The sequence below is a fragment of the Akkermansiaceae bacterium genome, from assembly GCA_017798145.1.
GTDB lineage: Bacteria > Verrucomicrobiota > Verrucomicrobiia > Verrucomicrobiales > Akkermansiaceae > Luteolibacter.
Map to the genome: position 1 here is coordinate 3,238,860 of CP059069.1, position 20,550 is coordinate 3,259,409.

Annotated in this window: 19 protein-coding genes and 1 tRNA gene; 11 read left to right on the forward strand and 9 right to left on the reverse strand. The window is 61.4% G+C overall.

Annotated elements, in window-relative coordinates:
• Genes HZ994_13820 through ilvE form a run of 4 tightly spaced genes read right to left on the reverse strand, consistent with a single transcriptional unit; the run spans position 1 to position 5,080 of the window.
• Positions 1-2,556, reverse strand: a complete 2,556-nt coding sequence (locus tag HZ994_13820) for an ATP-dependent Clp protease ATP-binding subunit (protein QTN33345.1) — start codon at positions 2,554-2,556, stop codon at positions 1-3.
• Entirely contained in the window at positions 2,553-3,683 is a 1,131-nt protein-coding gene (locus tag HZ994_13825; protein QTN33346.1) for a protein arginine kinase, read from the reverse strand. Before HZ994_13825 ends, HZ994_13820 begins: the two co-directional genes overlap by 4 nt.
• Positions 3,680-4,189 carry a UvrB/UvrC motif-containing protein gene (locus HZ994_13830; GenBank protein QTN33347.1) on the reverse strand — a complete coding sequence of 170 codons (510 nt, stop codon included), beginning with the start codon at positions 4,187-4,189 and terminating at the stop codon, positions 3,680-3,682. The genes HZ994_13825 and HZ994_13830 overlap by 4 nt, the downstream gene beginning before the upstream one ends.
• A 21-nt stretch (positions 4,190-4,210) precedes the next feature.
• On the reverse strand, positions 4,211-5,080 hold the full coding sequence (ilvE, locus tag HZ994_13835) for a branched-chain-amino-acid transaminase (GenBank protein ID QTN33348.1): 870 nt from the start codon (positions 5,078-5,080) through the stop codon (positions 4,211-4,213).
• A gap of 321 nt (positions 5,081-5,401) precedes the next feature.
• Between ilvE and HZ994_13840 the strand changes: the two genes are divergently transcribed.
• The 3 genes from HZ994_13840 to HZ994_13850 all read left to right on the forward strand — a co-directional run bounded on the left by HZ994_13840 (position 5,402) and on the right by HZ994_13850 (position 8,479).
• Positions 5,402-5,764, forward strand: a complete 363-nt coding sequence (locus HZ994_13840) for a hypothetical protein (protein QTN33349.1) — start codon at positions 5,402-5,404, stop codon at positions 5,762-5,764.
• Positions 5,765-5,823: 59 nt separating this feature from the next.
• Positions 5,824-7,698 (forward strand): threonine--tRNA ligase, encoded by a 1,875-nt coding sequence (locus HZ994_13845; GenBank protein ID QTN33350.1) that lies wholly within the window; start codon positions 5,824-5,826, stop codon positions 7,696-7,698.
• 106 nt (positions 7,699-7,804) lie between these two features.
• Positions 7,805-8,479, forward strand: a complete 675-nt coding sequence (locus tag HZ994_13850) for a CHAP domain-containing protein (protein QTN33351.1) — start codon at positions 7,805-7,807, stop codon at positions 8,477-8,479.
• Position 8,480: 1 nt separating this feature from the next.
• Here the strand turns inward: HZ994_13850 and HZ994_13855 are convergent, their stop codons facing one another.
• The 3 genes from HZ994_13855 to rpmH all read right to left on the reverse strand — a co-directional run bounded on the left by HZ994_13855 (position 8,481) and on the right by rpmH (position 9,833).
• Positions 8,481-9,155 (reverse strand): hypothetical protein, encoded by a 675-nt coding sequence (locus HZ994_13855; GenBank protein QTN33352.1) that lies wholly within the window; start codon positions 9,153-9,155, stop codon positions 8,481-8,483.
• A gap of 89 nt (positions 9,156-9,244) precedes the next feature.
• Complete coding sequence (rnpA, locus tag HZ994_13860; GenBank protein QTN33353.1) at positions 9,245-9,595, reverse strand: ribonuclease P protein component; 351 nt, start codon at positions 9,593-9,595, stop codon at positions 9,245-9,247.
• Between the two features lie 52 nt (positions 9,596-9,647).
• Positions 9,648-9,833 (reverse strand): 50S ribosomal protein L34, encoded by a 186-nt coding sequence (gene rpmH / locus HZ994_13865; GenBank protein ID QTN33354.1) that lies wholly within the window; start codon positions 9,831-9,833, stop codon positions 9,648-9,650.
• Positions 9,834-9,984: 151 nt separating this feature from the next.
• On the opposite strand from rpmH, the gene HZ994_13870 reads away from it, so the two are divergent.
• The 5 genes from HZ994_13870 to HZ994_13890 all read left to right on the forward strand — a co-directional run bounded on the left by HZ994_13870 (position 9,985) and on the right by HZ994_13890 (position 15,343).
• Complete coding sequence (locus tag HZ994_13870; protein ID QTN33355.1) at positions 9,985-10,866, forward strand: haloacid dehalogenase-like hydrolase; 882 nt, start codon at positions 9,985-9,987, stop codon at positions 10,864-10,866.
• Between the two features lie 6 nt (positions 10,867-10,872).
• Positions 10,873-12,255, forward strand: coding sequence for a UDP-N-acetylmuramate:L-alanyl-gamma-D-glutamyl-meso-diaminopimelate ligase (gene mpl / locus HZ994_13875; protein QTN33356.1), 1,383 nt, complete (start codon positions 10,873-10,875; stop codon positions 12,253-12,255).
• Between the two features lie 58 nt (positions 12,256-12,313).
• Positions 12,314-12,403: transfer RNA gene (locus HZ994_13880), tRNA-Ser, on the forward strand.
• A gap of 343 nt (positions 12,404-12,746) precedes the next feature.
• The gene (locus HZ994_13885) at positions 12,747-14,531 is read left to right on the forward strand and encodes a hypothetical protein (GenBank protein QTN33357.1); all 1,785 of its coding nucleotides are present in this window, start codon (positions 12,747-12,749) and stop codon (positions 14,529-14,531) included.
• Positions 14,528-15,343 carry a DUF1961 family protein gene (locus HZ994_13890; GenBank protein QTN33358.1) on the forward strand — a complete coding sequence of 272 codons (816 nt, stop codon included), beginning with the start codon at positions 14,528-14,530 and terminating at the stop codon, positions 15,341-15,343. The genes HZ994_13885 and HZ994_13890 overlap by 4 nt, the downstream gene beginning before the upstream one ends.
• Before the next feature lie 438 nt (positions 15,344-15,781).
• Here the strand turns inward: HZ994_13890 and HZ994_13895 are convergent, their stop codons facing one another.
• Positions 15,782-17,008, reverse strand: coding sequence for a 6-phosphofructokinase (locus HZ994_13895; GenBank protein ID QTN33359.1), 1,227 nt, complete (start codon positions 17,006-17,008; stop codon positions 15,782-15,784).
• A gap of 95 nt (positions 17,009-17,103) precedes the next feature.
• Between HZ994_13895 and HZ994_13900 the strand changes: the two genes are divergently transcribed.
• The 3 genes from HZ994_13900 to HZ994_13910 are packed head-to-tail and all read left to right on the forward strand — an operon-like array spanning position 17,104 to position 18,845.
• Positions 17,104-17,598, forward strand: coding sequence for a hypothetical protein (locus HZ994_13900; protein ID QTN33360.1), 495 nt, complete (start codon positions 17,104-17,106; stop codon positions 17,596-17,598).
• Between the two features lie 51 nt (positions 17,599-17,649).
• Positions 17,650-18,315 carry a hypothetical protein gene (locus tag HZ994_13905; GenBank protein QTN33361.1) on the forward strand — a complete coding sequence of 222 codons (666 nt, stop codon included), beginning with the start codon at positions 17,650-17,652 and terminating at the stop codon, positions 18,313-18,315.
• The gene (locus HZ994_13910) at positions 18,315-18,845 is read left to right on the forward strand and encodes a GNAT family N-acetyltransferase (GenBank protein QTN33362.1); all 531 of its coding nucleotides are present in this window, start codon (positions 18,315-18,317) and stop codon (positions 18,843-18,845) included. Before HZ994_13905 ends, HZ994_13910 begins: the two co-directional genes overlap by 1 nt.
• Here HZ994_13910 and HZ994_13915 read toward each other — a convergent pair.
• Positions 18,842-20,512, reverse strand: a complete 1,671-nt coding sequence (locus HZ994_13915; protein QTN33363.1) for a divalent metal cation transporter — start codon at positions 20,510-20,512, stop codon at positions 18,842-18,844. The genes HZ994_13910 and HZ994_13915 overlap by 4 nt on opposite strands.
• Positions 20,513-20,550: the final 38 nt, after the last annotated feature.

Below are 20,550 nucleotides of genomic sequence, written 5' to 3' on the forward strand. Positions count from 1 at the left end.
TCACTCGGCTCCCACGGTTTCCGCATCGGGCTCCGGCTCCCCGTCCGGGCGCGAGGTGTCGAAGACAAGCTCCTCGGAGCCTTCCTTGCGGCTGACGCAGACCATGTCGCCGGTTTTCACCGACCCGCGCAGCAATGCCTCCGCGAGCGGATCCTCCAGGTAGCGCTCGACGGCGCGGCGCATGGGGCGCGCCCCGTAGTTCGGATCGAAGCCTTTTTCGGAAAGAAGATCCCGCGCCTCGGCGGCCAGGGTGAGGTCGATTTCCTTTTCCTTGAGCCGCTTGACGAGCTTGGAAACCTCCAGATCCACGATCTGGTTGAGATCCTTTTTCTCGAGCATGTGGAAAACCACCAGATCGTCGAGGCGGTTCAGGAACTCCGGTTTGAAGTAGCGCTTGGACTCCTCCATGATCTTTTCCTTCATCCCCTCGAAGTCGGATTCATCGGCGTTCATCGCGCCGAAGCCGAGCGAGGTCTGGCGCTTGATCGTGGAGGCGCCGACGTTCGAGGTCATGATGATGATCGTGTTGCGGAAGTCGATCTTCCTGCCCAGTGAGTCCGTGACCGTGCCATCCTCCAGAATCTGGAGGAGCAGGTTCATCACATCGGGGTGGGCTTTCTCGACCTCGTCGAAGAGGACGACGGAATACGGGCGGCGGCGGACGGCTTCGGAAAGCTGGCCTCCCTCCTCATAGCCGACGTATCCCGGAGGCGAGCCGATCAGGCGGCTGGCGGTGAATTTCTCCATGTATTCCGACATGTCGATCTGGATGAGCGCCTCGGCATCGCCGAACATGAACTCCGCGAGATTGCGCGCGAGATATGTTTTCCCGACACCGGTGGGGCCGAGGAAAAGGAAGGAGCCGATGGGGCGCTTCGGATCCTTGAGATCTGCGCGGGAGCGGCGGAGGGCTTTCGAGATGGCAACAACCGCCTCGTCCTGGCCGATGACCCGACCCTTGAGCTCTTCCTCCATTTTCAGGAGTTTTTCGGTCTCCTTTTGCTCCATGCGCTGGAGGGGCACGCCGGTCCATTTCGAGACGACGGCCATGATGTCCTCGTCATCGACGGTGACGACCTTCTCCTCGGAGGAGGCGCGCCATGCCTTGAGGGTTTCCTCGAGGTTTTTCTTGGCGTTCTTCTCATCATCGCGGAGGGCTGCGGCGCGCTCGAAATCCTGCTCCGAGATGGCCTCCACTTTTTCCTTGGTGATTTTCACGATCGTTTCCTCGATCTCCTTGATCGCGGGGGGGCGTGTCATCGTGCCGATGCGGGCGCGGGCGCCGGCCTCGTCGAGAACATCGATGGCCTTGTCCGGGAGGAACCGGGCGGTGAGGTAGCGCGAGGTGAGCTTCACCGAGGCCTCAATGGCCTCCTGGGTGAACTCCGCCTTGTGGTGGGTCTCGTACTTGTCGCGCAGCCCCTGGAGGATCAGGATCGCATCCTCGACAGAAGGCTCATCGACCTTGACCTGCTGGAAGCGGCGCTCCAGGGCGGAATCCTTCTCGATGTATTTCCTGTATTCGTTGAGGGTGGTCGCCCCGACGCACTGCAGCTCGGAGCGGCTGAGGGCGGGCTTGATGATGTTCGAGGCGTCCATTGCGCCCTCTGCGGATCCCGCGCCGACGATGGTGTGGAGCTCGTCGATGAAAAGGATGACGTTCCTCACCTTGCGGATCTCGTCCATCACCGCCTTGATGCGCTCCTCGAACTGGCCGCGGTATTTCGTACCCGCGACCATCAGTGCGAGATCGAGGGTGATGACCCTTTTGTCGCGGAGCAGCTCCGGCACGTTGCCGGTGACGATTTCCTGGGCGAGGCCTTCGACAATCGCCGTTTTCCCGACACCGGCCTCGCCGATGAGGACGGGGTTGTTCTTGGTGCGGCGGCAGAGGATCTGGATCACGCGCTCGATCTCGCTCTCGCGGCCGATGACGGGATCGAGCATGCCTTCCTTGGCCATCTTGGTCAGGTCTCGACCGAAGGCCTTGAGCGCAGGGGTCTTGGTTTTCCCTTCGCCCTGCTCGTTGCCGCCATCGGCGGGCGGGCTGCTCTCGTCCTCAAAAACGCTCAGATCATCGTCATCGTCGTCGTCGTCCTCGTCGAGGTCATCGGGGGAGAAATTCGGATCGATCTCCGCGAGGATTTCGTTGCGGGTGCGCTGGATGTCCACATCCAGGCGTTTGAGCACGCGGGCGGCGACACCCTCGCCCTCCCGGAGCAGGCCAAGCAGGAGATGCTCGGTGCCGACATAGGAATGGTTGAGCGCCTTCGCCTCCTTGTTGGCCAGGGCGAGCACCTTTTTCACGCGCGGGGTGTAAGGGATATTCCCGGTGGTCTTCTGCGGCGGGCCGGAGCCGACCTCATTCTCCACTTCCATGCGCACCGCCTCGAGCTGCAGCCCCATGCGCTCCAGGACGTTCACGGCGACGCCCTGGCCCAGCTTGATGAGGCCGAGCAGGAGGTGCTCCGTGCCTACGTATGCGTGGTTGAAGCGATCCGCCTCCTTGCGTGCGAGCGCCAATACCTGCTGTGCCCTTGGTGTGAAATTATTCATGCTTTGTCTTGGTTGCCGCCTTCGGGGAAGCGGTCGTTTTCGTCTTTGCCTTCGATATGGTTATCAGGGGATTGGAGGGATTGCAAACGGGAGCGCATGATTTCCGCGCGGATGCGGTCCCGGCTCTCCGGGGAAAGCCTGGTGCCGGCATGGAGCTGCAGGTGCGCCTGTTGGATGTCCATCAGCAGGGTGTCGCACAAATTCACCGTGCCGGCGGGGAAGATGCCAAGGTTGCCGCCCAGGCGCAGCAGGGAGAGGAGGTTGAGCGCTTCCTTGGACTCGATGAGGTGGGCGTGGCGCAGGATGCCGTAAGCCCGGCCTATCTTGTCGGAAACCATCCCTGGATCGTCCTCCATCAGTTTCTCCCGGGCGTTCTGCTCATGCCCGGCGACCTGGGAAATCACCCTGTCAAGCCTCTCGATGATCGCATCCTCGCGCTCGCCCAGGGTGGATTGGTTGGAAATCTGGTAGAGATTGCCCAGCGATTCCGTGCCCTCGCCGTATAGCCCCCGCACCGCCAGCCCGATCTTGTTCACCGCCTGCAGCACCGGGCCGATCTGATCGCTGAGGACAAGGCCGGGGAGATGGAGCATGGCGGAGGCGCGCAGGCCGGTGCCGAGGTTCGTCGGGCAGGTGGTCAGGTAGCCGAGGCCGGGATCGAATGCGAATTCGAGTTCCTTCTCCAGCTCGCTGTCGAGATCATCCAAAGCCCGGTAAGCTTCCTTGAGGCGCAGGCCGGGATGGATGGCCTGCATGCGGAGGTGATCCTCCTCGTTGAGCATGATGGAAAAACTCTGGCGCCGCTCGATGACCGCAGCGGAGCCCTCGCCCTTCGCCGCATGCTCGCGGGAAATGAGATGGCGCTCGACGAGCACCTGCTTCTGCACCTGGGTCAGATCCCCCAGCTCGCGCGAAAAGGCATCCTTCATCGCCGGCAATCCCTCGATGGCAGGCCTGAGTATCGCGAGTGTTTCCGCCCTGTCTCCCTTTTTCGCCCAGCCTGGAAACGGATGCCCGCGCAGGTTCCTGGCAAGCCGGATGCGGGAGGTGACCACGGCGCTGGCCTCCGCCTGCACGCCTGTCATCCAGTCCGCCGGGTGGCGCACCAAGGTGGAGAAGCGCATCATTTCGACACCTCCTCCAGGGTGCGGATTTCATCGCGGATGTCCGCCGCCGCCTCGTAGCTCTCGGTGGCGATGGCCTGCTCCAGCCGGATGCGGAGATCGTCGAGCTTCTGGTTGCGGAAATGGCTTTCCATCAGGCCTTTCGGCACCTTGCCCACATGGCTCATTCCCTTGTGCATCCCGCGCAGCATGGGGTTCAGCTCCTCGGAGAAAAACCGGTAGCATTCGCCGCAGCCGAACCTGCGGACTTTCTGGAAATCACCGAAGCCGAAGCCGCAAGCCGGGCAATTCCTGTCGCTTCCCGCAGCTTTCTCACTGCGTTTTGCGGGGTTGCCGCCCGGCAGCTGATCGAAGTTCCCAAGCAGCATGTCGGCGAGGGAGAATCCCGTCGGATCCGTCACGCCGCGCTCCTTCGCGCAGCCATCGCACAGGCAGACCTTTTTCATCTGCCCCTCGGCGAGCTGCGTGAGGAACACGGTCGCCTTGCTGTCGCAATAGTCGCACTTCATGGTCTGGGCAAATCTAGCACATCATGCAAACGGTGTCCCGGTGTTCATTGCAAGCCGATGGAATTCTTCCAGGAATTTCTTCGTGAGCTCGCCCGGCTTGCCATCGCCGATGACGCGCCTGTCCAGGGATACGACCGGTATCACCTCGGCCGCCGTACCTGTCAAAAAGCATTCGTCCGCGATGAAGATATCATAGCGGGTGAGCGAGCGCTCCACCACCTTCACGCCCAGCTTGGCGGCGATTTCGAGGATCACCGCCCGCGTGATCCCGTCGAGGGCGCCGTCGGAAATGAGCGGCGTATGCAGCTCGCCCTTCTTGATCAGGAAAAGGTTGTCGCCCGTGCACTCCGCCACGTAGCCCTGCTCGTTTAGCATCACCGCCTCGAGAGCGCCTCCCTGGATCGCCTCCACCTTCGCCATGATGTTGTTTAGGTAGTTCAGGCTTTTCACCTGGGGCATCAGCGCGGCGGGTGCGGGGCGACGCGTTGCGCAGGTGATGATCGCCAGCCCGTTGCGGTAATGCTCCTCCGGGTAAAGCTTGATCGTTGATGCGATGATGAACATCGAGGGCTTCGGGCAGAGATACGGGTTGAGCCCAAGCTCCCCGGCGCCGCGAGTCACCACCAGCCGGATGTAACCGTCGGTCAGCCCGTTGGCCGCCACCGTCTGGCAGGTGTACCGGCAGATTTCCTCCTGCGTCCACGGCATGTTCAGCAGGATCGCCTTGGCCGAATCGAAGAGCCTGTGGATGTGTTCTTCCAGCCGGAAGACCCTGCCGTTGTAAAAACGGATGCCCTCGAAAATTCCGTCGCCATACAGCAACCCATGGTCGAAAACCGAAATTTTCGCCTCACTCTCATCCACCAATGTTCCGTCCAGCCAGATCTTCATATGTTTCGACACGCAAATCCTAGGCTTACTCCGGGAAGATTAAAGCGGAAATCCGGAAATCCGGAAATCCGGAACGGGAGCGGCTTCCTTCCCATCTGCTCCGGATCCGAAGTTGCGATCAGGAAAAGGATGTCCACATTGCCGGCAGGAAGGTGGACTTCTGCGGGAAATATGGATCCGTCCCGGATCGCGCCAATTTCCGCGGCCGGCTTGGCGAATGGTCCGGGAGCATGCGATGGCGCAGAGCCTGATGGGATCGCTGCCTCCCCATCCACCTGATTTTAGTTTCCCGCCGCCATGCCGCCTGCTTAGATTCCACCCGTGTTCCAGATAGTTTTCAACGAGATCAGTGCTGCGGAGATTTCCGCCTTGGATACCCTAGAGCAGCTTGAGCTGCTGGAGGAGTTCCGTGTGACCGAAAAGGATCTCAACGATGCGGGCTGCGACAAATTCGCAAGGTTCGAGCGCAATGGCCATGTCATCCACCGCTTCCGCGCGAAGGAATACAGGTTCTACTTCGAGGTGAAGGACGGGGCGGTCATCGTACATCGCGTGCTGCACAAGGGGACGTTTTCCGATTTCCTGTTCCGCTCGAAGATGCCCCTCGGTGAGGACGAGGCGCTGGCAGGCTCCAAGCATTTCTGGAAACTCATCGACGAAGGCCGAAATGCGAAGAGGGTCTAACCCTGCCTCCCGGCAGCCCTATTGACTTTCCACCCCATCCCTGCTTCAACAGCCGCCCCATGTCCGACCGCAAGACCCTAGACGAGCGCGCCCAGATGACCGACCTCGAGCGCGTGCGCCACTCCAGCGCGCACGTGATGGCCACCGCCATCCTCCGCATCTGGCCCAACGCGCAGTTCGCCTACGGCCCGCCGATCGAGAACGGTTTCTACTACGATTTCGAGATGTCTCACCGCATCACGCCGGATGATTTCGAGAAAATCGAGGCGGAGATGAGGAAGATCGCCAAGGAGAACCAGAAGTTCGAATACAAGGCGATCTCCCGCGAGGAAGCCAAGGCGATGGCGGAATCCGGACGCCTCGGCGGACTCACCGAGCGCCCGGGAAACCCCTCCCGCTTCAAGCTCGACCTCATCGACAAGATCCCCGAAGGCGAGCAGATCTCCTGTTTCCAGAACGGCGATTTCATCGACCTCTGCGCCGGCCCCCACGTCGGCTACACCTCGAAGTGCAAGAACGTGAAGCTGATGTCGGTCTCCTCGTCCTTCTACCTGGGCGATGAGTCGAAGGGCCAGCTCCAGCGCCTCTACGGAACCGCCTTCGAGAACAAGGAGGAACTGGAGACCCACCTGGAGCGCCTTGAGGAGGCGAAGAAGCGCGACCACCGCCGCCTCGGCCGCGAGCTCGGCCTTTTCCACATCGATGAAGCCGTCGGCCAAGGCCTGATCCTCTGGAAACCGAAAGGCGCCCTCGTCCGCCGCGCGCTCCAGGAATTCATCACCGCCGAACTCGACAAGCAGGGCTACTCCCAGGTCTTCACCCCGCACATCGGAAAGCTCGACCTCTACCGCACCTCCGGCCATTTCCCCTACTATCAGGAAAGCCAGTACGCCCCCATCCCGGAGCGCGACACGCTGGAGAAACTCGGCGACGAGGACGCCACCTGTTCCACCCTCATCAACGGCCTGAACGAGGGAACCTACGAAGGTTACCTGCTCAAGCCGATGAACTGCCCGCACCACATCAAGATCTTCGCGAGCGACCACCACTCCTACCGCGACCTCCCCGTCCGGCTCGCCGAGTTCGGCACGGTCTATCGCTGGGAGCAGTCCGGCGAGCTCGGCGGCATGACCCGCGTCCGCGGCTTCACCCAGGACGACGCCCACCTTTTCTGCACTCCGGATCAGGTCGCCGAGGAGGTCAAAGGCTGCCTCGACCTCGTGAAAAAGGTGCTCAGCACGCTCGGCATGAACGACTACCGCGTCCGCCTCTCCCTCCGCGATCCGGAGTCCGACAAATACGTCGGCTCCCCGGAGAACTGGGACAAGGCAGAGGCCGCACTCCGCGATGCCGTCATCCACCTCGGCGTCGATTACACCGAGGAAATCGGCGAAGCCGCCTTCTACGGCCCGAAGATCGATTTCGTGGTGAAAGACGTCATCGGCCGCGACTGGCAGCTCGGCACGGTTCAGGTCGATTACAACCTGCCTGTCCGCTTCAAGCTCTCCTACGTCGGCGAGGACAACAAGCCGCACATCCCTGTCATGATCCACCGCGCACCGTTCGGCTCGCTGGAGCGGTTCACCGGCCTGCTCATCGAGCACTTTGAGGGGAAATTCCCCACCTGGCTCGCCCCGGAGCAAGTCCGCATCCTTCCCATTTCCGACAAGACCATGGACGAGGCCAACGCCCTTGCCGCCAAGCTCGCCGATCTCGGCGTGCGCTGCTCGGTGGACCGCTCTTCCGACAAGGTTGGCGCGAAAATCCGCAACGCCCGCATGGAACGCATCCCGAACATGGCGATCCTCGGCCAAAAGGAGGTCGAGGATGGCACCGTCTCCGTCCGCATCCGCGGCGAGGAACAGCCGCTGACAAAAACCACCCAGCAGTTCATCGAAGACCTGCTTGCTGAGATCGCGCAGCGGAGCCTCTGAGGTGGCGGCGGATTGCCTCCGCAACTCCGTGTGCGCGGGCGAATGGGATCTTGGAAATGCTCGTGGAAGGATTATGCTTTTCCGGCAAACCCGAAACCTTGCATCTATGAAAGTCCGGATCCCCGCACTGATCGTTTTTCCATGGCTCCTTGTCACATGGGTTATGGCCGTGGATGTCAGGGTTTTCACGGACACCACCGGCAGGGAGATCACCGCAGAGCTGCAGGTGGTGATGGATGGGAGGATCACCGTGAAAAGGATAGACGGGAGGGTTTTCACCATACCGCTCGATACCTTGAGCGAGGAGGACAGGGAGTTTTGCAGGGACTGGGAAAAGCGCCATGCGGGCGAGATGAGGGAAATTGCGGAGAAAGAGGCTGCGGCCAGGCTTGCGGTTCAGAGACGCGCCCAGATCGTCGCCTTCTGCAAGGCGAACTTGGGCAGGCAGGTGGGCAACGGGGAATGCTGGACGCTTGCCAACGAGGCCTTCAAGGCCACCGGAGCCGAGCGGCCCAAGGGACAGGGAAGGGTCTGGGGAAAACCCGTGGACTTCGGCAAGGAGCCGCTCGAACCGGGCGATATCGTCGAGTTCGAGGCGGCGCAGATCACCGGCTACGGCACCACCGGGCCCAACCATACGGCGGTGGTGGTGAAGGGCGGCCGGCGCGGGCAATGCACGGTCGCAGAGCAGAACTGGGGCGGCGTGAAGAAGGTGCGCGAAACCCCGCTGGACCTCGGCAAGCTCGTTTCCGGCAAGGTGATGGCCTACAGGCCGGAGTGACCTAGTTCCCGAGGAAGACGAATTCCTCGGCCAGGCGGTTGAGCGAGCGGCGTGCAACCGGCATGAGCTCCGCGAGTTCCCCGAGCAGCCGGCGGGGGATTTTCCCGCAGGCATACGGGTTGTTTGCGGCACACTCGAACGAGCGGCGGGCGAAGGATTCATAGAACGCCAGGTCCGGTGCGCCGCTGCGTTCGTTGCGCTTGCTGATGAATGAGGGAAACAGCCCGGTGAGCACCAGGAACTGGTTGCCCGCCGCCACCTGGAGATGGAATTTCATCTTGTCCTGTGCGGTGGAAATGACAGCAAGGAAATCCGAGGCGTGGGTGTAGCCGCGCGCGATATCCTGCAGGGGGTTGTCCGCATGGACGCCGATGCGTGCCGCCAGCACCGCCGACACGTAGTCCGCGATGTCGGGATTGCTAATGTCCGCCTGCATGAAGGCGTGCCGCACGAGGACATAGAAATAGAAATCAGGGGATACCCGCAGGGCGGAGGGGGAATCGATCGTGCTGCGGAAAACCTCCTTGAGATCGAGCATTTCACGCAGTGCGTCGGGATCGTCCCAGAGCTTGGCCATGCAGGCGCGGTGCTGCCCTCCGGCAAGGACTTCGGTGAGGAAATCAAAGTCGGCTCCGGTGAACCGATCACGGCTTGCGGCAATCCACGTTCCCAACATAGTTATGCCATTACCAAAATCCCTGTCGCTTTGGCTAGATAAATAGTAAGGAAATGTGAAATGAATTTCTCCGTCACGATGCCTCTCCATCATTCCAACAGCTTCAGCCTTCGGCACTGGCGTAGCCAGTCGGCCTCCAACTCGGCGTTGGTCGCCTCCGCCGCACCCGCGCGCGCGATGGTGACGAGGAAGCGCTTCGGGTCGGCAAAGGCCGGTGCGTGTGCCTGGACGTAGCTGCGCAGGCGGCGTCGGATCAGGTTGCGGTCGTGGGCTTTCTTCGCGGCGCGCTTGCTGGTGATGAAGGCGGGGCGGATTCCGGGAAGCGAGGGATCCCCCAGGGTGCTTACAATGACAAACCGGCCTGCTTTCGCGTGGCCGGTTTTCCTGATGCGGACGAAGTCTTCCGCCTGGCTTATGCTGCTGGAGCGTGGGAGTTTCATGCGGGAATGCCCTCAGAAGCCCTATGCTGCGGACACTTGTCCGCGCTCCGAATCAACGCCCGTGCTGGGTGATGTGGCGCTTGAAGTGCAGCTCTGCTCCCTTGGGGATCAGGCGCTTGCGGCCTTTCTGGCGGCGGCGCTTGATGCAATCGCGGCCTGCTTTCGTTGCCATGCGGGCGCGGAAACCGTGCTGCTGTTTGCGGGTGCGTTTGGTCGGCTGGTAAGTGCGGAAGCTCATGGCGGTGGTCGTTGAAAGTTGCGGGCCTGCGTAGGCGCGGGGGCGGGACTTTAGGAATCCGGAGCCGCTTGTCAATGCGGCAATGCGCTGTTTTTTGCGAAAATTTGCGCCTTGTCGCGGCGTTGCGGGCTTGGTTGCCTGTGTTTCCGCCATGGCAGCCCCGCAAAACACGATCGCTCTTGTCTACGACTACGACCAGACGCTGAGCCCGAAATACATGCAGGACGATGTCCTTTTCCCGAAGTTCGGGATTGATCCGGCGCAGTTCTGGCAAAAATGCAACGGCCTGGTGGAGGGACAGAAATGGGACGGCGAGCTGGCCTACATGAAATGCCTGCTCGACTACCTGGGCATGGACCGTGTGACAAACACGATGCTCTCCGAACTCGGCGCCGGGCTGACGTTTTTCCCAGGGCTTCCTGAGCTTTTCGAATCCCTGCCCAAGGCCGCCCTTCGCCCGGAGCATGAGCTGGCCGGCGTGAAGGTGGAGCACTACATCATTTCCTCCGGGCTCAAGGCGCTGCTCGACGGCTCCCGGCTCAAGCCCTACGTGAAGGAAATGTTCGGCTGCGAGTTCGGCGAGGACGCGGAAGGGCTGATCAGTTTTCCGAAACGGGTGATCTCACACACGACCAAGACCCAGTTCCTTTTCCGCATCAACAAGGGCATGCTGCGCTACGACCAGGATGTGAACGACCACATGCCTGCCGAGCAGCGCCCCATCCCCTTCGAGAACATGGTCTACGTCGGCGACGGGCCGACCGACGTGCCCTGCTTCACTGTCGTCAACCGCAACGGCGGACACGGCATCGCGGTTTACAATCCGGAGGACAAGAGCGGGCGCTCGTTCCGGAAATGCTTCGACCTCTCCACCCATGCAGGCCGGGTGAAACACATCGCCCCCGCCGATTACCGCGAGGGCTCCCACCTCTGGCTGCTGCTCAAGCAGATGGTCACGGAAACCGCCGACCGCATCCTCCGCCGCCGCATTGAGGAGCGGGACAACGCCACGGTCGCCGCACCGACTTTTTGAAAGATCATGTCGGAAAAAAATCACTTTCATTTCACGGGCATCTGCGGGACGGCGATGGGGGCGGTTGCCGCTGCGATGAAGCGGCGCGGATTCGTGGTCACGGGCAGCGATACGAATGTCTATCCGCCGATGTCCGACTTCCTGCGCGGCGAGGGGATAGCCATTTCCGAAGGATACAGTGAGGATAACATCCCCGCCGGCACCGATGTCGTGGTGATCGGCAACGCGATCTCGCGAGGCAACCCCGAGGCCGAGGCCGCGCTCGACCGCAAGCTTCTCTACCACTCGCTTCCGGAGGTCATGAAAGACCATTTCCTGCGCGGGAAACGGAACTTCGTGGTCAGCGGCACCCATGGGAAAACGACGACCTCCTCAATGCTGGCGTGGCTGTTCCGCCATGCCGGGCGCGATCCCGGTTTCATGATCGGCGGGCTTCCGAAAAACCTCGGCTGCGGGGCGCATTTCCCCGATTCCGGGATCAATGTGCTGGAGGGCGACGAATATGACACCGCCTTTTTCGACAAGCGCTCAAAGTTCCTCCACTACCTTCCCGAGTGTGTGGTGGTGAACAATATCGAGTTTGACCACGCGGACATCTACAACAACGTCGAGGAGATCAAGCTGAGCTTCAAACGGCTGCTCAACGTCGTTCCGAGGAGCGGCATTGCCTTCGTGAACGGCGATGAGAAAAACTGCCTCGATGTCGCGGAAAAAGCACCCTGCCCGGTAACGACCGTCGGGCTGGGGGAAACCAACACCCTCCGCATCTCGGATGTCGCATACGAACCGTCCGGCAGCTCTTTCACACTCGCCGGGGAGCGCTATTCCCTCCCGATGACAGGCGAGTTCAATGTCCGCAATGCGGCGATGGCTGTCTCGGCGGCCGTCTTCGGCGGCCTTTCCCCGGATGAGATCCGCGAAGCCCTGCTTGCGTTTGGCGGTGTCGCCCGCCGCCAGGAACTCAAGGGCGAGAAGAACGGGATCAGGGTTATCGACGATTTCGCCCACCACCCCACCGCCATCCGTCTGGCCGTCCATAGCATACGCCAGAAATATCCGGACTCACGCCTTTGGGTCCTCTTCGAGCCGCGCTCCAACACCACTCGACGCGCCGTGTTCCAGAAAGAACTCGCCGAAGCCCTTGCGCTCGCGGATTTCGCCGTCGTCGCCGCCATCCCGGATCTCCACAAGATCCCGGAGAACGACCGGCTTGATCCGGTCCGGCTCTCCGCCGACATCGCCGCGATGGGCGGGAAGGGTTACTATCTCGCCGACAACGCGGCCATCATCGCCGAAGTGAAAAAGGACGCCAAGCCCGGCGACGTCGTCGCCGTGCTCTCCAATGGTGGCTTCGGCGGCATTCACAAGCAGCTCCTTGAGGAACTCTAGGCGATTGTTCGCTTTACAATCCCGCTCCCCTCGCGCAATTTTCCCGCCCCCCGCACAAGGAGAGGTGGTCGAGTGGTCTATGGCACCTGATTCGAAATCAGACGTAGTGTAACAGCTACCGTGGGTTCAAATCCCACCCTCTCCGCCAGTTCTCGCCACTTCCCAAGACTTCCCGCCATTTCCCACCGCCTGCCACCCGGTAAATGTGCATCACTTGGGTAGGGATGCAGATGAATTGGCTTTGATGACGGGTGAATGGAACCCTGCTTCGACAGGGTGCCGCTAAAATGGCGATCCTGTTGTCTGAAAAACGCGCGGTGCGACAAGCGTAGGCAAAAATGGTGAACCGACCTTACAGATGGATAGTTGCCCTGATCTTCTCCGGAGCAATTGCCAATGCAAATGCCGAGGCAACGGCTCAGGAGAAGTCGCCAACTGAATTCAGAAATCGTGTAAACGCACTGTTCCAGGCTGAATCGGGAAAGCCCTTGGTGCGCGCCAAGAAGCAGCCGCCGCTGCGTGCCGGAAGCGGCAACTACACGCGCGCCTATTCCTACTCCATCGTCGGCTACGCCGCGCGGTGCTTCTACCTCGGCGAGATGCTCGATGAAGCCAACGCCGCCCTGGTCGAGAACGCCCAACACTATCTCGACAACCCCAAGGACATCATCGACCGCGACAGTTTCCACTGGCACGCGGACATCGTCATGCGCCTGATCGAAATGTATGGCCCGAACGGCAAAGTCCACGCCGGACGCCTCACCGCCGCGACCGAGACCGCCTGCCTGAAGCCGATCTGGATCTACGTCAAAACGAGTGCGAAACACAACAAGCCGGATCACGCCACGACGAAGACCTGGGAATTTCACAGCACCGAGAACCATCACGCCATGGATTTCACCACACAGTGGCACTTCTCCAGGATCGCGAGAAACAAGCCCGAGTACCGGGAGCTGAAACTCGATGGCGGCTCCACACTCGAGCAGTATTACCGCGCATGGAACGAATACATCGTCGTCTATTGCCGCGAGCGGGCCAAAAAGGGCGTGTGCATCGAGATCATGTGCTCCGGTTACAATGCCGTCTGGCTCAAGGGATTCCTCAATTTCCGCGATTTCGGCGACCCGGAGGTGCGCCGCTCCGCGGAAATGCTGCTCGACCTCTACTGGGCCTACTGGTCTCAGGAGCAGCTCCACGGAGTGGAAGGCGGCGGCAAAACCCGCATCCGCAACGTGAACGGCTTCAAACATGGCACCCATGGCATCCCCTCCCTCGGCTGGTATTATTTCGGCATCGGCTCGCAGAACAAGGACGCCACCGGAGAGCTCGACGCCTTGCTCAGCGACTACGAGCCGCCGGAGGTGGTCGCGGAAATCGCTCGCGCCTCCCGCGCGGACGGCCCTTATGAAATCCGCCAGCGCGCCCAGGGGCTTGGCGAACAGGGCGTCGGCGAGGCCGTGATGTCGGATACCATGGCGCCCAACAAATTCCGCACCGATGGCGGCGGCATCGTCCGCTACAGCTACTGCGATCCGGCCTTCACCATCGGCACGCTCATGACCGAGGCGCGGCCCCTGAAAGACTGGGTCCACATCAGCGCCCAAAGCCGCTGGCAGGGTGTTGTCTTCGCGGATAGCCCCGGCGCCCGTATCGTCCCCGTCGTCCGCCCGGCGGGCAAGGCGCGCGACGTGCTCAACGGCCACTGGTCGGTGCAGAGCAAGGGCAGCCTGATCACCCAAAAGCTCAAAGGCCACAAGGCCGGCGGTGCCATGATCGTCTGGATCTCGGAGGAAGGCATCGGTGAACCCGTGCGCGACGGCGATCTGGTTTTCGTCGAGACAAAAGGAGCCTACGCCGCCATCCGCGTGGTCGGCAGCGAATTCGAACTCTCGGAAAAGGAAGTGTCGAACCCATCGATCGAGGGTCCCATACGTATCGCTCCTCCGGGTAGGACGATCCTGCCAAAAGACGACTTCGCCCCCGTCATTCTCGAAGTCATGGCCAAGGAAGATTTCAAAACCTTCGACGACTTCAAGACCAAGGTGAAGGCCGGTAAACCGGAAATGAAAGGCGCGCTGCTGGTTTACAAAACCGTTTACGGTGACAGCATCACCTTCGACACCAGCCAGAAAAAAACGCCGACCATCAACGCAAAGCCGGTCGATTACAGCCCGCCGAAAGTTCTCGAAAGCCCCTTCCTCAATGCCGACTACGACAAGGGCGTGGTGACCATCCAAAAAGGAGAGCAGAAGAAAATTCTCGATTTCACGCGATGAGAAATCATTTCCCAAGAAATGCCCTGGTCTTGCTGCTTGCGATGTTTGCTTCGCCAGCATATGCCGAGTCCGATCAGGATGCCGCCGGGCGGACCGCCTTCCAACAGGCGGACGACCGCCCTTGGCAGGAAGTCTTCGCCGACGACGGCACGGGGGATTGGAAAGGCAAATGGTTTCTCGACGGCAAAGTTGGCAAGGTGACCAATGGGCCGGAGGGCATGACCCTGACCGCCGGACCCGAGTTCGGCAACGACGCGCATCACATGGTGCTCTGGACACGCGAGAGCTTCGAGGGGGACATCAAGATCGAGTATGACTTCACCCGGCTCGACGAGGAACGGCGCTGCGTGACCATCCTCTACATCCAGGCCACCGGCAGCGGCAGGGATGCCTTCGGCAAGGACATCGCCACCTGGAACGATCTGCGCAAGGTTCCTGCCATGAGCACCTACTACGACAACATGAATTCCTATCATCTCAGCTATGCCGCTTTCGGGAACTCGGGAAATGATCGGTCTTCCTACATACGCGGCCGCCGATACATGCCACACAGCACCGGGTTGAAGGGCACGGAACTGGTGCCCGACTACCGCTTCGATTCACTTTTCGCGTCGGGGGTGAAGCATCATATCATGGTCATCAAGCGGAGCCGCGACATCCATCTCCGGATTGAAAATCCCGACGGGATCCGCTACTGCCACCTGCACAACGCGAAGCTGCCTGTGATCACCGATGGAAGGATTGGCCTGAGACACATGTTCACCCGCTCGGCCCTTTACCGGAACTTCCGGGTCTCGACGCCGCTGAACTAGGTCTGATTGTGACTACGCAGGAGAATGAATCCCATTTACCATGCGGCTTCGGAAAGCCCTTGATCCGACTCGCCAATCTGGCAGAGGTGTGACGGATGGACAGGAATCTGACCAGCGAAGCCAGCCACCGGATTAGCGGGAGGCCGGTTCCTGTTGGTCTGGTTTCAAATCCATCTACCCATCCGGGACATAATGGCGGTTTTCCCGACGGATTTGACGGCAGCCAAGAGGAGCAGTCAGGCCGTCCAACTCCGGCTACGCCTCCGGTTCTGACAAAGAGACGTGTCGATGCCTGTCATTCTGGACAACCCGGAAAATCCAGTGACCCAAAGAATCCTATGAAATCAATAGATTATCCACCATGTCAGGGCTACCCAGCCCATCCGCCATCGAGGACTTCGTCCAGAGGCACAGGTGGTGCGATTCCACGGATGCGCATCAAGCGTTGAGGATCTTTTTCACGGCAGGTGCGCGCAGGCGGTGAGGCTCCGGGAGGCTGGAGCCGAGGAGCGGGCGGCAGTAGTTCAGGAAATCCTGGGTCACGCCATTGCCTTCCTCGTTGATGAAGTTGTCCGGCATGTGGCGGGTCTTGCCTGCCACCTTCGAGATGTCCACCAGTTCGTAGTCCACCGAGTAGTCCAGCACCGGGCGCTTGATCGCGACCGAGCCATCAACGTTGTCCCACATGGCGAACTGCACGGCCTTCTCGCCGACCTCGCGCGCCTCGCGGGCGTCGCGGTCCGACTGGATGCCCATGAAGGAGCGCTGGAGGTAGCCGAAGGTATCGGAGCGGACACGCTTGATCCTGAGTCCGTCGCGGATCGTGTCCGCGAGGAGGTCGCCGAGTGCGCCGGTGCCGGAGAGCTGGACGTTGCCGTGGGAGTCGCGCTCCTCCTTGCCGAGCAGTTTCACGATCATCGGCGTGCCGTCGGGATCGGAAATGCCCTCCGAGACGGCGATGGTGCACATGCCGTATTTCGAATAGACCCGATCCACGTCGGCGAGGAGTTGCTCGGTCTTGAAATGGCGCTCGGGCACATAAACAAGGTGCGGGCCGTCGTTGTAATACTTTTGTGCCAGCGCGGAGGCGGCGGTGAGGAAGCCGGCGTGGCGGCCCATGATGCAGCCGATGTAAACGCCCTGCAGGGCCCGGTTGTCGAGGTTCACGCCCATGAACGCCTGCGCCACGAAGCGCGCCGCCGAGCCGAAGCCCGGGCAGTGGTCGTTTTCCATCAGGTCGTTGTCGATGGTTTTCGGGATATGGATGGCTCGCAGCTCGTAGCCTTCCGCGTTTGCCTGTTCGTTGACGATGCGGACGGTGTCGGAGGAATCGTTTCCGCCGACGTAGAAGAAGTAACGGATGTCGTGGGCTTTCATCACCTCGAACATGCGGGCGCAGTATTCCTCGTCGGGCTTGTCGCGGGTGGAAAGGAGTCCGGAAGACGGGGTGCCTGCGACCTGTTCGAGGTTGTGGGTGGTCTCGCGGGTGAGATCGACGAAGTTCTCGTTGATGATGCCGGAAACGCCGTGCACGGCCCCGTAGATCGAGGTTACCTGGGAGAATTTCCGGGCTTCGAGGGCGACGCCGACGATGCTCTGGTTGATCACAGGGGTGGGGCCGCCGCCCTGGGCGACGAGAACTTTTCCTTCAAGACGGTTGCTCATACGGGCGGGAGGATTTGTGTTTCGGGGGCGCTGGGCAAGGACTTTTCCTGGTGGATGAAGGTCGAACATCGAACATTGAACATTGAAGGTCGAATGTGGAGGATCGCTGTGTGGAAGCTTGTCCGTATCTGCCGCATTGGGAACCCGGAACGCGGAAAGCGCATGGGCTGGGGCGTGGTGGGGATTTCTACCTGGATGCGCTCACTTTTGCGCAGGGGCATTGGCTGGAGGGCAAACCTGCGCAGGCGATCCTGCAGCTCAACCGTGCGTTCTCGGCGGACATTTCCGGAAATGATCCGATCCTGGAAACCTGGCCGTGGCCCTATGCGGCGCTGGAGTGGATGTTGGAACAGGCGGCGGATGGGCGCTGCGGTTTTCTCGGGAACCCGGTCCGGCATTTCCAGCACCTCGCCACGCGGATGAGCGGCCCGCGGAGGGAGGTCCGGATTGTGCGGGCATGGAAATGTTTCCACATCGCCCGGCGTGTGCTCGATGGCAAGGGGGGCTTTCCGTTGGATGGGAGGCAGATCGCGCGCGAGGGGATTTTCATCCCGGGAAATGATCACGGATTTCCACCCCGCCCCACTTGACCGGCTCGGGTGGAACGGTAATCTGCGAGCGCCTTCAGATTGCCTCTCTCCATGAAACACGTTCTCACCCTTTGTGCATTGTATGCCACCTCGTTCGGTGCCCATGCGGAATTGCCATCCTCCGGGTTTCGGGCGGTGCAAGGTGGCGCTTCGCCGGACGGGCGGTGGCTGGTCTGCGTGCTGGATTCCTCGGGTGTGGAATTCGTGGATGAACTGCCGGGGCCGAACCACTCGGCCTATCTCGTCGATCTCGGAAAGATGGCGGTGGCGGCGAAAATCCCGCAAGCTGAGACCCTTGGCAGTTATCACGGCTGGCCCGAGACGAACGTGAAGGCGAAGTGGTTTCCCGATTCGAAGTCCGTTTCCATCAGCTGGAGGGTGGCGCGGGTGAGCCATGATTTACGGATTCCCGAGGTTTCGCAAACCGGTGAGATGCAAGCGGTCGTGTTGCCCCAACCCGGCGATGAGGGCACGATTTCCGCTCGGCTCAAGGCGCATTCGAATTGCGGTGTCCATATGGATTCGGTGACTGCGAAGGGGGAGATTGTCGTGGTGTATCATGGTTTCCATCCCAAGGACGAGGCTTTCTGGGAAACCGAGGAAGGGATGACGTTTGATCGCAACCGGATCGAGGTGGTATACGCGAAGGATGGCGGGGAGTGGAGAATCACGGGCATAGGCAGCCCCGGAATCCATGGTGAGCCAGCCCCCGGGTGATGAAGGAGAGGAGAGATGTAACCCTCCGCGACGGCACGCCCGGATACGTCCGTCCTATCGTTCCGTCGGATCGGGCGGCTCTTGCGGCGGCGCTGGAGGATCTCGCGCCGGACAGCCGGATGCGGCGTTTCCTTTTCGACAAGACCTCGCTTTCCGAGCGGGAGCTCGCCCGCTTATCCAATCCCGACGGCATCGACCACATCGCCTACGGGCTGGCGGTGGATCTGGAGGGCGAGTTCACGCCCATCGCCGTCGCGCGGTGTTTCCGGGATCATGAGGACAGGACGCTGGCGGAGATCGCGGTGGTCACGGCGGACGCCTGGCAAGGCAAAGGTGCGGGTGCTGAACTCATGCGCTCCCTCTCCGCCGCGGCTTACGGCGTGGGGGTGAGAAAGTGGTTGGTGCCGATGTTTGCCGACAATACCGGGATGCGGAGCTTACTGGACGGCTTCGCAAAGAGACTTTCCGAGCGCGATCTCGGCGGCGGGATCGTGGAGATGGTTTATCGGATCAGGGAGCCGTCGGTTTAGGCGCGGTTCTTTTTCAGGAAGCCGACGCTGCCCAGGATCGCGAGGGTGGCGAGGATGATGATGCCGATGGTGCCGGGAAGGCCTTTTGCGGAGAGAACCCAGATGGAACCTGCGGTGGCGATGCCGGTGGCGATCACCATCAGGACGTTCCAGCGGACGCGGCGCGCCCCGACGGGCATGTCCGCGCCGAGGAGGGTTTTGGAGTTCATCATCAGGAGGAAGGTGAAGTAGGCGATGGGGATCATGGAGCCGCCGATGACGGAGGTGGGGACGGCGAGGGCGGCGCGGGCATCCGGGTTGCCCCAGAGGAAAGCCCCCGCAAAACCGCCGAGGCCGGAGATGGCGCAGCCGAGGAGGTGGATGTTTCGGTTGCCGGGCTTGCCGAGCATTTCGGTCAGGGCGAAGCCGTTCATCAGCATGAGGACGATGATGGTGGAAAGCGCCATGCCCATCACACCCAGGCCGAAGACCTTCTGGGCGATGCCCGGGCCGGTGAGGGGCTGGAGGGTAGTGGCGAGCTGGATGTTGCCGCGCTGGGCGAGCATGGCTCCCATGGCGCGGTCTGCCTCCGGCAACGCTGCGACGGCGGCGGGGATGGCGGCGGCTTTTTCAGCGGCTGGCAGTTCGGCGGTGGCTGCAAGCACGGCCGGATGGGTCTTGAAGGCGGCATGGTAGCTGTTGGCGGCCGCAGGGATGGGGGTGCCGTCGGCGTTGAGGATATCGCCGGTTTTCGCGTGGAAGGCGGCGGCGGCGGCGATAACGATGCAGGAGGTGGCCAGCACGAAGGGGACGATGAGGCCGATGGAAAGGTCAAAGATGGCGAGACCGCGCTCGCGGCGGCCCCATTTCCTGCGGAGCATGGAGTAGGGGAGGAGGAAGGTCATGTTGATGCCCACGGCGGTGCCGAAGGCGGTGATGATGATGTCGCGCTGGCTGCTGACGATGGCACCGGTCCAATATTGGGCGAACTCGCCTGTCGCGGCGATGGGGGCGATGTAGTCCTTGGCGGGGTTGTAGAGGTCGCTGACGCGCGGGAGCATGCCATTGAAGATTTCACCCCAGCTGATGGCTCCGGAAAACGTGAGTACGCCCACGACGAGGAAGAAGGCGATCACGATGAGGCCGACCATGGCCTTGAGGACGTTCTCGAAAACTTTCACGCCCTTGCTACCGGATTCATAGGCGAAGTTGATGCCCATGCCGACGACGAAGAAGAGCACGGCGATGGCGATGGTGGAGCCTGTGGATGTGCCGAGGAAAGGGAAGATGTTCTGCTGCATCGCGCCGATGCCGAGGCTGAACTGAGGCATGGCCCAGACGATGTTCGCCATGAGGGTGGCGATAACCCATGCCCATGCGAGGACGGGGGAGACGTGGGATTTGATTGACTCGAAGGGGCGGCGGCCGGTGGAGAGGGTGACGTAGCCGATGGCGGAGAGCATGATCACGCCGAGGATCATGGCGAGCGGCTGGAGCCACATGAGTTGGTAGCCGGAGATGATGCCGACGTAGAGGGCACCGGCCAGGGAGCCGCCGCCAAGGGTGATCGCGCCTTGCAGCCAGCCGGGGCCGGAGAGCTTGGTGTAGATGGCGGCTTTGCCGAGCGGGCCTTTGGTTTCGGCAAGGTCGAGGAGTTCTGATTCTGATTTGGTGACCTGGGTTTTCATGTTTCGCTGGGGGGAGATTGGAGATTGCAGGCGATTAT

Coding starts and splice junctions, on each gene's coding strand:
- HZ994_13830 (QTN33347.1), bottom strand. CDS start 4,189: ATGAAGTGCGACTATTGCGACAGCAAGGCGACCGTGTTCCTCACGCAG.
- rnpA (QTN33353.1), bottom strand. CDS start 9,595: ATGAAACTCCCACGCTCCAGCAGCATAAGCCAGGCGGAAGACTTCGTC.
- HZ994_13825 (QTN33346.1), bottom strand. CDS start 3,683: ATGATGCGCTTCTCCACCTTGGTGCGCCACCCGGCGGACTGGATGACA.
- HZ994_13855 (QTN33352.1), bottom strand. CDS start 9,155: ATGTTGGGAACGTGGATTGCCGCAAGCCGTGATCGGTTCACCGGAGCC.
- HZ994_13850 (QTN33351.1), top strand. CDS start 7,805: ATGAAAGTCCGGATCCCCGCACTGATCGTTTTTCCATGGCTCCTTGTC.
- HZ994_13910 (QTN33362.1), top strand. CDS start 18,315: ATGAAGGAGAGGAGAGATGTAACCCTCCGCGACGGCACGCCCGGATAC.
- HZ994_13915 (QTN33363.1), bottom strand. CDS start 20,512: ATGAAAACCCAGGTCACCAAATCAGAATCAGAACTCCTCGACCTTGCC.
- HZ994_13895 (QTN33359.1), bottom strand. CDS start 17,008: ATGAGCAACCGTCTTGAAGGAAAAGTTCTCGTCGCCCAGGGCGGCGGC.
- ilvE (QTN33348.1), bottom strand. CDS start 5,080: ATGAAGATCTGGCTGGACGGAACATTGGTGGATGAGAGTGAGGCGAAA.
- mpl (QTN33356.1), top strand. CDS start 10,873: ATGTCGGAAAAAAATCACTTTCATTTCACGGGCATCTGCGGGACGGCG.
- HZ994_13890 (QTN33358.1), top strand. CDS start 14,528: ATGAGAAATCATTTCCCAAGAAATGCCCTGGTCTTGCTGCTTGCGATG.
- HZ994_13905 (QTN33361.1), top strand. CDS start 17,650: ATGAAACACGTTCTCACCCTTTGTGCATTGTATGCCACCTCGTTCGGT.
- HZ994_13845 (QTN33350.1), top strand. CDS start 5,824: ATGTCCGACCGCAAGACCCTAGACGAGCGCGCCCAGATGACCGACCTC.
- HZ994_13820 (QTN33345.1), bottom strand. CDS start 2,556: ATGAATAATTTCACACCAAGGGCACAGCAGGTATTGGCGCTCGCACGC.
- HZ994_13870 (QTN33355.1), top strand. CDS start 9,985: ATGGCAGCCCCGCAAAACACGATCGCTCTTGTCTACGACTACGACCAG.
- rpmH (QTN33354.1), bottom strand. CDS start 9,833: ATGAGCTTCCGCACTTACCAGCCGACCAAACGCACCCGCAAACAGCAG.